At 70.5% G+C, this 14,449-nt stretch carries 1 protein-coding gene (only partly in view); it reads left to right on the forward strand.

Annotated elements, in window-relative coordinates:
• Nucleotides 1–14,449 carry the 5' portion of a non-ribosomal peptide synthase/polyketide synthase gene (locus F8M74_RS06615; RefSeq protein WP_141253775.1) on the forward strand. Its footprint extends 28,370 nt past the window's final position, so the window shows 14,449 of its 42,819 coding nt (coding positions 1–14,449); its start codon is at nucleotides 1–3; its stop codon lies off the right edge, out of view.

A 14,449-nucleotide genomic window follows, 5' to 3' on the forward strand; every position in this document is an offset into this window, starting at 1 on the left:
ATGCACGAGACCCCGCGAACCCTCCTCGAAGTCCTGACCCAACGCGCCTTCAGCGAGACGGCGCACCGGAAACAGTACGCCTTTCTCGGCGATTCAGAAGGTGAGGAAGCCTCGCTGAGCGCGAGGGAACTTCACGCGCAGGCGGCGCGCATCGGCGCGCTGTTGCAGGCACAGGGGGCGCAGGGCCAGCGTGTCTTGCTGTTGTACCCGCCGGGGCTGGACTACGTCGCGGGCTTCTTCGGCTGCCTCTACGCGGGTGCGGTGGCGGTGCCCGCCTATCCGCCGGACCCGGTGCGGCTGGAGCGCACCCTGCCCCGCCTTCGCGCCATCATCCAGGACGCCGAGGCCACGGTGGTGCTCACCACGTCCGGCATCCTCTCGCTCGCGGACTTCGTCTTCGAACAGGCGCCGGACTTCCGGGCGCTGAAGTGGCTGGCGACGGATGAACTGCCCGCGGGCGGTGAGTCGGCGTGGATTGAGCCCCAGGTGCGCCCGGATACGTTGGCGTTCCTCCAGTACACGTCTGGCTCCACGGGCACGCCCAAGGGCGTGATGCTCAGCCACGCCAACCTGATTCACAACCTGGGGCTGATTGCCGGCGCCTTCCAGACGGGGCCGCAAAGCTCGGGCGTCATCTGGCTGCCGCCGTACCACGACATGGGCCTCATCGGAGGCATCCTCCAGCCGCTGTTCGCGGGCTTCCCCGTGACGCTCATGTCGCCCATGTCCTTCCTCCAGCGGCCCATGCGCTGGCTGGAGGCCGTGTCCCGGTATGGCGGCACCATCAGCGGTGGACCCAACTTCGCGTTCGAGCTGTGCGCGCGGCGGGCCACGCCCGAGGACATCCAGGCGCTCGACCTGCGGGCCTGGGACGTGGCCTTCTGCGGCGCGGAGCCCATTCGCGCCGCCACGTTGGATCGCTTCGCGGAGGTGTTCGCGCCCAGCGGGTTCCGCCGCGAGGCCTTCTACCCCTGCTACGGCCTGGCCGAAGGCACGCTCATCGTCACGGGTGAGGAGAAGGGCCGCGTGCCGCGGGTGCACGTCCTGCAGGACGCCGCGCTGGGCCGCGGGCAGGCGGTCCGCGTCGAGCCCGGCTCCGAGGGTTCGAGGACCCATATCGGTTGCGGCTCCACGTTGGCCGAGCAGCGGCTGCTGATCGTGGACCCGGAGTCGCGCGTGCCACGTGCGCCGGGCCAGGTGGGCGAAATCTGGGTCTCCGGTGGAAGCGTCGCGCAGGGCTACTGGCGCAAGCCCGAGGACAGCGTGGACATCTTCCAGGCTGTCCCGGTGGGCGCGGAGGCCGGTCCGACGTACCTGCGCACCGGCGACCTGGGGCTGCTGCTGGAGGACGGGCAGCTCATCGTCACCGGCCGGCGCAAGGACCTCATCATCCTGCGGGGCCGGAACCTGTATCCGCAGGACGTGGAGAGCATCGTGGAGCGGGCCCACCGCAAGGTGCGTCCAGGCTGCATCGCGGCGTTCGCCATCGAGACTCCGGAGGGCGAGGCCCTGGCGGTGGTCGCGGAGGTGTCGCGAGACCTGGCGGAGGGCTCGGACCCGGCCGCGCTGGGCGCCGTGGCGGACACGCTGCGGAAGGCCATTGTCGCGGAGCTTCAGGTCCAGCCGCACACGCTGGCGCTGCTGCCACCGGGCTCGGTGATGAAGACGTCGAGCGGGAAGATCCAGCGCTTCGCCTGCCGTGCCGCCCTGGTGTCCGGCGAGTTGCCCATCGTGTGGCGCAGCGGGACGGGTGTCATCTCGGGGCCCGCGTCCCAGCCCGCGCCGGCTCCGGCCATCCAGCCCGCGCTCTCCCAGGAGGCACTGGAGACGGCGCTGCGTGAGGAGCTGGTGGCGGTGCTCGGCGCCGAGGCCGTTGGACAGGACGCGAGCACGCCGCTGACGTTGCTGGGCCTGGACTCGCTGGGGGCCGCCGACCTCCAGGGCCGCGTGGAGAAGCGGCTGGGGGTGCGCGTCTCCATCGCCGCGCTGTTGCAGGACCTGAGTCTGCGGTCGCTGGCGGAGTCCGTGTCCGCGGAGGGCACGGGGCGCCGGTTGCCCCCGCTCCAGCGCCGTCCCGTGGGTGACGCGCCCACCCCCGCGTCCTTCACGCAGGAGCGGCTGTGGTACCTCCTCCAACTGGATCCATCCTGGACGTCGAACCAGATTCCGGTGGCGCTGACGCTGCGCGGGACGCTCGACGTGGCGGCGCTGGAACGGGCCCTATCGGAGGTGCTGCGTCGGCACGAGGTGCTGCGCACCCGCTTCGCGTCCCGCGATGGCGCGCTGCTTCAGCGCGTGCAGGCGGCGGGCCCCATCTCCCTGCCGTGCCTGGACTTCACGGGCGTGAGCGGTGACGCGCGGCAGGCGGCGCTCGAAGCCCAGGCAGTGCTCGATGCGAAAAGCCCCATGGACCTGGAGGCAGGCCCGTTGGTGCGGTGCTCCCTGCTGCGCTTCGGGCCGGAGGACCACGTCCTGCTGACCGTCCTGCACCACCTGGTGGTGGACGGCACGTCCGTCGCGCTGTTCATGCGCGAGCTGGCGGCCCTTTACGGCGCGTTCGTGGAGGGACGGCCGTCGCCGTTGGCGGAGCCAGAGTTCCAGTACGGAGACTTCGCCGCGTGGCAGCGCGCGTACTTCACGCCGGATGCGCTCACCACGGAGCTGACCTGGTGGAAGGAGACGCTGGCCGGCGCGCCCCAACTGCTGGCCCTGCCCACCGATCGGTCCCGGCCGCAGCGGTTGTCCGTCCACGGTGCTCGTCGTCTGCGCCTGCTGCCCGCGTCTCTCATGGCCCGGCTGCATGCGCTGGGACGGCGCCAGGGCGCCACGCCGTTCATGAGCGTGATGTCCGCGCTGGCCACGGTGCTGCACCGCTGGAGCGGCCAGTCCGACTTCGTCGTGGGCACCGTCATCTCCGGCCGTGACGCGGCGGGCACTCGCGAGCTGATGGGCGACTGCACCAACTTCATCCCGTTGCGGGTTCGCCTGCCCGAAGCCGCGACGTCCGCGGACATGCTCTCCGAGGTGAAGTCGCGGATGCTGGGGGCGCTCGCGCATGGGTACGTGCCGTTCGAGCAGATTCTCGCGGCCGTGCAACAGCCTGGGGCGGAGCGGCGCGAGCTGTACAACGTGGGGTTCATCCTCGACGACTACGAACTGCCGCGCGCGTTGTCTGTTCGAGGCGGGCTGACGCTCGACGTGTCCCTGGTGGACAACCACACGGCAGAGCTGGACATGACCTTCGAGGCGACGCATCGCCCTGAAGGACTGCTGATTGGCTGCAAGTACTCCGCGGACCTGTTCGATGCAGAGACGGCGGACCGGCTCCTGAGCCATCTGGAGCACGTGATTCGCGGAATGGTGGATGCGCCGGATGCGCCGCTGACCACCCTGCCGTTGATGAGCGAGGCCGAGCGGCAGCACGCGCTCCACGGCTGGAACCCCCGCGTCGAAGCGCCGCCGTCCGGCACGCTGACGGAGCTCATCGAAGCGCAAGTCGAGCGGACGCCAGACGCAGTGGCGGTGGCGTTCGAGGCGGAGCGGCTGACGTACCGGGAGCTGGACGCGAAGGCCAACCAGGTGGCGCACCACCTGAGGGGCCTGGGGGTGGCCCCGGAGTCGCTGGTGGGCGTGTGCCTGGAGCGCTCTGTGGACATGGTGGTGGCGCTGCTGGGCGTGCTGAAGGCGGGCGCGGCCTACGTGCCGGTGGACCCGGCGTACCCGAAGGAGCGGCTGGGGTGGATGCTGGAGGACACCGGGGCGTCGGTGCTGCTGACGCACGAGAAGTGGAAGTCGGTGCTTCCACCCAGCGCGGCGCGAGTGGTGTGCCTGGACACCGCGGCGGGTGAAGTGGCGAAGCAGCCGGTGACGAAGCCGTCGGTGCAGGTGGGCCCGGAGTCGCTGGCGTACGTCATCTTCACCTCTGGAAGCACGGGGCGTCCGAAGGGGGCGATGAATGCGCACGGGGGCGTCGTCAACCGGCTGAAGTGGATGCAGGAAGAGTACGGGCTCAACGGCACGGACGTGGTGCTGCAGAAGACGCCCTTCAGCTTCGACGTGTCGGTGTGGGAGTTCTTCTGGCCGCTGTTGGCGGGAGCGAAGTTGGTGGTGGCGCGGCCTGGAGGGCACCAGGAGCCGGCGTACCTGGTGAAGCTGATGAAGGCGGAGGGCGTGACGACGGTGCACTTCGTGCCGTCCATGCTGCGCGCCTTCGTGGAGGAGCCCGGGCTGGAGGGGTTGGCGAGCCTGCGGCGGGTGGTGTGCAGCGGTGAGGCGCTGAGCGCGGAGTTGGTGAAGAAGGCGTACGCGCGGCTGCCCGCCCCGGTGCGGGTGCACAACCTCTACGGCCCGACGGAAGCTGCGGTGGACGTGACGTACTGGCCCTGCCCGCGTGGAGAGGACTTCCACCGCGTCCCCATTGGCCGCCCCGTGGCCAATACGGTGCTGTACGTGCTGGACAAGCACGGGCAGCCGGCGCCGGTGGGCATTCCGGGCGAGCTGCACATTGGCGGCGTGCAGGTGGGACGCGGGTACTGGCAGCGGCCTCAGTTGACGGCGGAGCGCTTCATCCCGGATGCCTTCAGTGGCATTCCGGGCGCGCGCCTCTACCGCACCGGAGACGTGGCGCGGTGGCTGGTGGACGGCACGCTGGAGTACCTGGGCCGAGCCGACTTCCAGGTGAAGCTGCGCGGCTTCCGCATCGAGCTGGGTGAAATCGAGACTGCGCTTGCCGCGTCCCCGGCCGTCCGCGACTCCGTGGTGCTGGCTCGTGAGGATTCGACGGGTGACCAGCGGCTGGTGGCCTACGTCGTCCTGGACGATGCGGCGGCGGCGCAGGAGGTCGACGCGTCCTCCCAGTGGCAGGCCATCTACGACGAGGCCTACGCACGCGAGACGACGGAGAGCGAAGACCCGACCTTCAACATCGTCGGCTGGGAGGACAGCTACACCGGCGAGTCGCTTCCGCCCGCGCAGATGCGTGAGTGGGTGGACACCACCGTGGCGCAGATCCTCAGCTTCCAGCCCAAGCGGGTGCTGGAGCTGGGGTGCGGCACCGGTCTCCTCCTGTACCGGCTGGCCCCTCGCTGCGAGGCCTACTGGGGCGTCGATTTCGCCCGGCCCGCCCTGGACCGCATCGAGCGCCAGCGTGAGCGCATGGGCGGCGCTCTGGATTCCGTGCACCTGCTGCACCGGAGCGTGGACGACTTCTCTGGCCTGGAGCCGGGTTCGTTCGACACCGTCGTCATCAACTCAGTCGTCCAGTACTTCTCCAGCCCTGAGTTCCTGCTCGATGTGCTTCGCGGGGCCGTGCGCGTCCTGAAGCCAGGGGGCCGGGTGTTCCTGGGCGACGTGCGGAGCCTGGAGTTGCTCGAAGCCTTCCGTGCCTCGGTGCGCTTGCACCGGACCGCGGGCCCCGTGGCCACGTCCCAGTTCGCCTACCGCGTCCAGCGCGACATCCTGGCGGAGAAGGAACTGGTCCTCTCCCCTGCCTTCTTCACCGCCCTTCCAGAGCGCATCCCGGGCATCCAGCGCGTGGAGGTGCTGCCGAAGCACGGGCGCTACGACAACGAGCTCAGCCGCTTCCGCTACGAGGTCATCCTCCACGTCGGCGACGCCGCCAAGACTCCCGCCCGGCGCACGAAGCCGGACTGGGTGGACGGCGCCGGACTCACCCTGGACGGACTGCGCGAACAACTGAGCGCACGGCCCGGACTGCTGGCCGCGCGGGGGCTCCCCAACGCGCGAGTCTTGGAACCCACCCGGCTCGTTGAACTGCTGTCCGCCACGCCCCCGCCCACGGTGGCGGGTCTTCGCGAGGCCCTGCATGACTGGCCGGGGCCCCGCGGCGTAGAGCCGGAGGACCTGTACGTACTGGGCTCGGAGCTCGGCTACGAGGTCCGGGTGAGCTGGGCCTCCGCGCACCGGGATGGTGCGCTGGACGTGGTGTTCGCGCGCCCCGATGAGGTGAACACGCTCGACCTGTCCCCCGAACCCAAGCAGGTCACCTCCTGGGATGGCCTTGCCAGCGATCCGCTGCGCGGGGCTCGGAGTGCACAGGCGGTGAGCCGTCTCCGCGACGCGCTGGCGGAGAAGCTGCCGCCGCACATGGTGCCCTCCGCCTTCGTGGTGCTGCCCGCCCTGCCCCTGTCTCCGAACGGCAAGGTGGACCGCAAGGCGCTGCCCGCCCCGGAGGCCGAGCGCCTGGGCGCCGCGGACGCCTTCATCGCGCCCCGGACCCCCACCGAGGAGAAGGTGGCGTGCATCTTCGGTGAGATTCTGGGCCAGTCCCGAGTCGGCGCGAACGATGACTTCTTCGCGCTGGGGGGCCACTCCCTGCTGGCCACGCAGGTGGTCGTGCGCGTGCGCGCGCAGCTCAACACGGAGATCTCGCTGCGGACCCTGTTCGGCGCGCCCACCGTGGCCCGTCTGGCGGAGCGCATCGACGCGCAGTCCCAGCGCGCCGACGCACCGGGTGTCCCGGCCTTGCTACCGCTGGAGCGCGGTCCGTCCGCAGAGGCCGGACTGGCGGTGTCCTTCGCGCAGCAACGGCTCTGGTTCCTGGAGCAGCTGCACCCCGGGCAGGCCGCCTACAACCTCCCCGCGGCCCTGCGGCTGACGGGGCGGTTGGACGTGGAGGCCCTGCGCCGCACCTTCCTGGAAGTGGTCCGCCGCCACGAAGCGGTGCGCACCACCTTCGTCACACGAGAGGACCACCCCGCCCAGCGGATCCACGCGGTCCCCGTTGAATGGCCGCTGCCGGTGGAGGACCTGAGCGGCCTGGAGCCTGCCGCCCGTGACGCGGCCGTGCAGGCCCGCATGGCCGAAGAGGCCCACCGCGCCTTCGATTTAGAGAAGGGCCCATTGCTCCGCACGGTGCTGCTGCGCACTGTCGAGGACGCGCACGTGTTGCTGCTGTGCATGCACCACATCGTCTCGGACGGCTGGTCCATGGGCGTGCTGGTGCGCGAAGTGGCGGCGCTGTACGAGGCTTTGTCCCAGGGCCGCGAGTCCCCGCTGCCCGAGCTGATGGTGCAGTACGCGGACTACGCCGCGTGGCAGCGGCGCGTGCTGGAAGGCCCGGCGCTGACGCCCCAGTTGGACTGGTGGCGCTCGCGGCTTGAAGGCGCTCCCACGTTGGAGCTGCCCACGGATCACTCGCGGCCGGCCGTCCGGACGCTGCGAGGCGCCACCCATGCGTTCACGATGCCGCCCTCCCTGGTGGCAGGGCTGGAGCGCGTCGGGCAGGCACAAGGTGCCACGCTCTTCATGGTGCTGATGGCGGGCTGGCAGGCGTTGCTCGCGCGCTACTCTGGCCAGACGGACTTCTGCGTCGGCACGCCAGTGGCCCATCGCACGCGGCCGGAGCTCGAAGGGCTCATCGGATTCTTCGTCAACACGCTGGCGCTGCGCGCCAACGTGGACGGCGATCCGCGGTTCGAGGACCTGGTGGCGCGCGTCCGCGAGGAGTCGCTGGCGGCGTTCTCGAATCAGGACGTTCCCTTCGACCGGCTGGTGGAGGCGCTGGGCGGTCAGCGTGACTTGTCGCGCACGCCGTTGTTCCAGACCGCCTTCGTCCTCCAGAACGCCCCCATGCAGCCGCCCTCGCTGCCGGGCATGGTCGTCGACGTGCTGCGCACGAGCACGGACACGTCCCGCTTCGATGTGACGCTGTTGCTGGTGGAGCGTGGCGGACGGCTGGAGGGGGAACTCGAATTCAGCCTGGACCTGTTCACGCCAGAGACCGCGCGCCGCATGGTGGAGCACTTCCAGCGGCTGCTCCGGGGCGTCGCGGAGCACGCGGCTCGCCACATCAGCGAGGTGCCGCTGTGGAACGAGGCCGAACGCCACGAAGTGCTCGTGGCCTGGAATGACACGGCCGCGCCCTACCCCGCTGACACCACCGTCCATCAACGTTTCATGGAGCAGGCCCGGCGGACGCCGGAGCGCGTGGCGGTGACCTTCGAGGGCCGCTCGCTCACCTATGCGGAGCTGGATGCTCGCTCCAACCAACTGGCCCGGCACCTGGTGTCCCTGGGGCTGGAGCCGGAGTCCCGCATTGGCGTGTGCGGGTCGCGTGGGCTGGAATTGGTCATCGGGGTGCTCGGCGCGCTCAAGGCCGGTGGCTGCTACGTGCCGTTGGACCCGTCCTGGCCCACGAAGCGCCTGGAGCACGCGTCCTCTACAGCGCGACTGTCCGCGGTGCTGACGTGGCAGTCGCTGTTGCCGTCGCTGAAGGACGGCCCGTGGCACGTCGTGGCGCTGGACATCGATGCGGCGGACATCGCCCGTCAGTCCACGGACGCCGTGGCCGTTCCGGTGTTGCCGGATGCGCTGGCGTTCGCGACCTTCACATCGGGCTCCACGGGAGCGCCCAAGGGCGTGGCCATTCCGCACCGGGGCCTGTTGCGGCTGAGCGAGGGCACTCGCTTCCTGACCCAGTTCCCCGAAGAAGTCACCCTTCAGCTCTCACCGCTGGCCTTCGACGTCTCCAGCGTCGAGCTCTGGGGCACGCTGCTGCACGGTGGCCGGATCGTCGTGTACCCGCCCGGGACGCCCGAGCTGGATGCGGTGGCCCGGCTCATCGTCGAACACAAGGTGTCGTGGCTCCTCCTGCCGACGTCGCTCTTCGGGTTGATGCAGCAGCACCAACCCGAGGCGCTGCTGCGCGTGCCCAACCTGATGGTGGGCGGCGAAGCGCTCCCGACGCCACGGTTGCGGGAGCGGCTGGCGCAGGGCGGCTCCCTGACCAACGCCTACGGGCCGACGGAATGCAGCACCATGGTCACCCGGTACACGCTGTCGCCAGGGGACGCCGTGGGCCTCTCCGTGCCCATTGGCCGACCCATCGACAACACCGAGGTCTACGTGGTCGACGCGGCGCTGCGCCCGGTGCCGGTGGGCGTGCCGGGTGAGCTGTGTCTGGGCGGACCGGGGCTGGCGCGGGGCTACCTGAACCGCCCGGACCTCACCGCCGAGCGCTTCGTGCCCCACCCGTTCAGCGCCGCCCCAGGCGCCCGGCTGTACCGCACGGGTGACCGGGTCCGTTGGCGTCTGGACGGCGTGCTGGAGTTCATGGGCCGCCTGGACCACCAGGTGAAGGTGCGCGGCTTCCGCATCGAGCTGGGTGAAATCGAAGCCGTGCTGCGCGCCCATCCCTCCGTCGCCGAGGCCACGGTCGTGGTGCGCGAGGACGCCTCCGGGAGCAATCTCCTGGTGGCGTATGTCGTTCCGCCGCAGCCGGAGGTGGCCCCGCTGCGCGAGTATCTGCACCAGCACCTGCCTGACTACATGCTCCCGTCCGCGTTCGTTGGACTGGAGGCCTTCCCGTTGACCCCGACCGGCAAGGTGGACCGCAAGGCCCTGCCGGCTCCGGACCTCGGCCTGGGGGCGTCGGACTTCGTGGCGCCCCGGACGGAGCTGGAGCAGCAACTGGCGGCCCTGTTCCGTGAAGCGCTCGCCGTCGAGCGCGTGGGCCTGAACGACGACTTCTTCCTCCTGGGCGGCCATTCGCTGCTGGCCACCCAGGTCGTGACGCGGCTGCGCGCCCGGCTGGGCGTGGAGCTGCCGCTGCGGGCGTTCTTCGAGGCCCCCACCGTGGCCCGGCTCGCCGCGCGACTGGAGTCGGCACCGAGAACGGGCGCCTTGCTCCCCCTGGAGCCCGTGGCCCGGCCCGCCAGCGGTGAAGCGACGTTCGACGTCTCGTCCGCTCAGCGTCGCCTGTGGTTCATGGAGCAGCTCCAGCCGGGGCTCGCCGTCAACCACATCCCCGCGGCCTTGCGGCTGACGGGGCGGTTGGACGTGGACGCCCTGCGCCGCACCTTCCTGGAGGTGGTCCGCCGTCACGAAGCGGTGCGCACCACCTTCGTCACGCGCGGGGGCCAGCCCGCCCAGCACGTCCACCCTGCGCCTTCCGAATGGTCGCTGCCGGTGGAGGACCTGAGCGGCCTGGAGCCTGTCGCCCGTGCCGCGGCCGTGCAGGCTCGCATGACCGAAGAGGCCCACCGCGCCTTTGATTTGGAGAAGGGCCCGCTGCTCCGCACGGTGCTGCTGCGCACTGGCGAGGACGCGCACGTGTTGCTGCTGTGCATGCACCACATCATCTCGGACGGCTGGTCCATGGGTGTGCTGGTGCGCGAAGTCGGCGCGCTGTACGAGGCGCTGTCCCAGGGGCGTGAGTCCTCGCTGCCCGCGTTGGTGGTGCAGTACGCGGACTACGCCGCATGGCAGCGGCGCATGCTGGAGGACCCGGCGCTGCCGCCGCAGTTGGACTGGTGGCGCTCGCGCCTCGAAGGCGCTCCCACGTTGGAGCTGCCCACTGACCATGCGCGCCCCGCGGTCCACGGCGCCAAGGGCGCCACGTACTTCTTCGCGCTCCCCGCCGAGCAGGTCGCGGGCCTGGAGCGGGTGGCCCTGGCCCACAACGCCACCCTGTACATGGTGCTGATGGCGGGCTGGCAGGCGCTGCTGGCGCGCTACTCCGGTCAGACGGACTTCACAGTGGGCACGTCGGTCGCCGCCCGAAACCGGCCTGAGCTGGAGGGGCTCATTGGCGTCTTCGTCAATCCGCTGGCCCTGCGGTGCAGGTTGGACGGCGACCCGACCTTCTCCGAGCTCGTGGCCCGGGTCCGCGAGGAGTCGCTGGGCGCCTTCGCCCATCAGGACGTGCCGTTCGAGCAACTCGTGGATGCCCTGGGCGGCGAGCGCGACCTGTCCCGGACGCCGCTGTTCCAGACGCTCTTCGTGCTCCTCAGCGCGGACCTGCTTCAGGCGCCGTCGCTTCCGAACCTCCAGATTGACGTGCTGCCGAACGCGACGGACACGTCCCGCTTCGATTTGACGCTCTCGCTGATGGCTCGGGGCGGCGCACTGGAGGGACAGCTCGAATACAGCCTGGAGCTCTTCACCCCGGACACCGCTCGACGGATGGTGGAGCACCTCCGGGTGCTCCTCGCCGCGGTGGCCGAGGGGGCCGGTGCGCGGCGGCTCAGTGAGCTGCCGCTGATGGAGGCCCAGGAGCGGCAGCAGGTCCTCTCGACCTGGAATGCCACCCAGGCCGCCTACCCCGTGGATGCGACCGTGCCGTCGCTCTTCGCGGCCCAGGCGCTGAAGACGCCGCATGCCGTCGCCGTGGAGCACGACGGCCGCACGCTCACGTACGCGGAGCTGGATACGCGCTCCAACCAGCTCGCGCATCACCTGAACGCGTTGGGCCTGGGCGCGGAGGCGCGCGTGGGCGTCTTCCTGCACCGGGGATTGGACCTGCTGGTGGGCCTGCTGGGCATCCTCAAGGCGGGCGGCGCCTACGTGCCACTGGATCCCGAGTACCCCGCGCAGCGGCTGGCATACATGGCCGAAGACTCGGGCGTGGCCGCCATCCTCACCGAGGCCGCGCTGGAGGACGAACTGCCCGCGGGCGCTCAGGTCGTCATCGTCCTGGATGACGAATGGACGTGGATTGAGCGCCAGCCGTCGACGCCCGTGACGGGCGGGCTCGTGGGCCCGGACCAGCTCGCGTACATCACCTACACCTCCGGCTCCACGGGAACGCCCAAGGGCGTGGCCATTCCGCACCGGGGCGTGGTGCGCCTGCTCATCGGGTCGCGCTTCGTGGACCTGGGGCCGTCGGAGGTGGTGCTGCAACTGGCGCCCCTGGCCTTCGACGCGTCCACCCTGGAGATCTGGGGCGCGCTGCTGCACGGGGCGCGTCTGGTGCTCTATCCCCAGCGGACGCCGGACCTGGCCGAGCTGGGACAAGCCCTGAAGAAGCATCAGGTCTCCGTGCTCTGGCTGACGGCGGCGCTCTTCGACCAGATGCAGCAGCACCAGCCAGCAGCCCTGGGCACGGTGCGTCAGCTCCTCGCGGGCGGTGACGTGCTCCCGGCGCCTCGGGTCCGTGAACGGCTGGCGCAGGGCGTGGGGCTGGTGAACGGCTACGGCCCCACGGAGGGCACCACCTTCACCGCGTGCCATTGGATGGCCCCGGGCGACGCCGTGGGTGACTCCGTTTCCATTGGCCGGCCCATCGCGAACACCCAGGTGTACGTGCTGGACCCTGAGATGCGGGCCGCGCCCGTGGGTGTGCCAAGCGAGGTGTTCATTGGCGGCGACGGCCTGGCCCGAGGGTACCTGGGGCAGCCCGCGCTGACCGCCGAGCGCTTCGTGCCCAATCCCTTTGGACCTCCGGGGGCCCGGCTGTACCGGTCGGGTGACCGCGCGCGCTGGCTGGCGGACGGCACGCTCCAGTTCCTGGGCCGCGTGGACTTCCAGGTGAAGCTGCGGGGCTTCCGCATCGAGCTGGGGGAGATCGAGACCGCGCTGCGGAGCCACTCCTCGGTGGAGATGGCCATCGCCCTGGTGCGTGAGGACAACCCGGGTGACCGGCGGCTGGTGGCCTATGTGACTCCGGAGGACGTGGACACCGCGTCCCTCCGGGAGCATCTGCGCCAGCGGCTCCCCGAGTACATGGTGCCCAGCGCCGTGGTGGTGCTGAGCACCCTGCCCCTGTCGCCGAACGGCAAGGTGGACCGCAAGGCGCTCCCTGCGCCGGACCTGTCGCCCGCCGATGACGCCCAGACGGCGGCGCTGCCCCTGCTCCAGCAGCAGTTGGCGACGCTGTTCCGGGAGGTGCTGCGTGTCGAGCGCGTGCGGCCCCAGGACGACTTCTTCGAACTGGGTGGCCACTCGCTCCTGGCCACGCAGTTGGTGACGCGCGTCCGCACGGAGCTCGGCGTGGAGGTCCCGCTGAGGACGCTGTTCGAGGCGCCCACGCTCGCGGGCCTGGCGGAGCGCATCGAGGCGCTGATGATGCAGGCCTCGCGCGCGTCGATGCCGCCGCTGGTCCCCGTACCTCGGGATGCGGCGCTGGCCTTGTCCTTCTCGCAGCAGCGCCTGTGGTTCCTGTCCCAGTTCCAGAAGGGACATGCCGTCTACAACGTGCCCTTCGCCCTGAAGCTGTCCGGGCCCCTGGACGTGGACGCGCTCCGGCGCACCTTCGCCGAGGTGGTCTCCCGGCATGAGGTGTTGCGCACCTCCTTCCCCGCGACGGAGGGGTTGCCCCGGCAGCAGATCAACCCGCCGCCCGCGGTGTGGGACCTGCCCGTGGAGGACCTGTCCGCCATGGTGGGGCCGGCTCGCGATGCGCGTGTGCGCCAGCGGATGATCGCGGAGGCCCACTTCCCGTTCGACCTGTCCACCGGGCCGCTGTTCCGGTCGGTGCTGCTCCGGCTGGATGCGGAGGCGTACGTGCTGCTGATGTGCGTGCACCACATCGTCTCGGACGGCTGGTCCCTGGGTGTGCTGGTGCGCGAGGTCTCCACCCTCTACGGGGCGTTCAGCGAGGGCAAGCCGTCTCCCCTTCCGCTCCTGGCCGTGCAGTACGCGGACTTCGCCGCGTGGCAGCGCCAGTGGGTGTTGCACGATGGCATCCAGACCCAACTGACAGAGCTTCGCGACCATCTCCAGGGCGTCCCCGCGCTTGAGTTGGTCGGTGACCTGAGCCGGCCCGCGGTTCGTACCGTGCGAGGCTCGAGCCAGTTCTTCACGGTGTCGCACGAGCTCGTGCAGTCGCTGGAGAAGGTGGCTCGCGAGCAAGGGGCCACGCTCTTCATGGTGCTGCTGGCCGCGTATGAGGTCCTGGTCTCCCGTTACTCGGGACAGCAAGACTTCTGCGTGGGCAGCCCCATTGCCCACCGCACGCAGTCCGAGTTGGAGCCGCTGATTGGCTTCTTCGTCAACACGCTGGCCCTGCGGGCCCGGCTGGAGGGCGCGCCGACCTTCGCGGAGCTGGTGGCTCGCGTGCGCGAGGAGGCGGTGGCGGCCTACGTGCGCCAGGACGTGCCCTTCGACCAGCTGGTGGAGGTCGTGGGTGGAGAGCGCGGTGGCGGCAAGTCGCCCATCATCCAGGTGATGTTCGCCTTGCAGAACTCACCCATGCAGGCGCCTTCGCTGCCAGGCATGCGTGTGGAGCCGTTGAGGTCCGCCACGGAGACGGCCCGGCTCGACCTCACCCTGTCGATGATGGATCTGGGCGACGGAGCGCTGGAGGGGGCGCTGGAGTACAGCACCGACCTCTTCACACCCGAAGCGGCGAAGCGTCTGACGCGGCATTTCCACACGTTGCTGGAAGCCATCGTTCAGGACCCCGAGGTGAGCATCCAGTCGTTGCCGATGCTGCCCGAGGATGAGCAGCAGCAAGTGCTGAAGGGTTTCCAGGGGCGGGAGATGGCGCCCGCTTCGGAGGCGACCCTCCACGCGCTGATGGAAGCGCAGGTGGCGCGGACGCCGGACGCGGTGGCGGTGGCGTTCGAGGCGGAGCGGCTGACGTACCGGGAGCTGGACGCGAGGGCCAACCAGCTGGCGCACCACCTGCGTGGCCTGGGGGTGGCACCGGAGTCGCTGGTGGGAGTGTGCCTGGAGCGCTCTGTGGACATGGTGGTGGCGCTGCTGGGCG

Source organism: Myxococcus sp. CA023, assembly GCF_010998615.1.
Classification (GTDB): Bacteria; Myxococcota; Myxococcia; order Myxococcales; family Myxococcaceae; genus Myxococcus.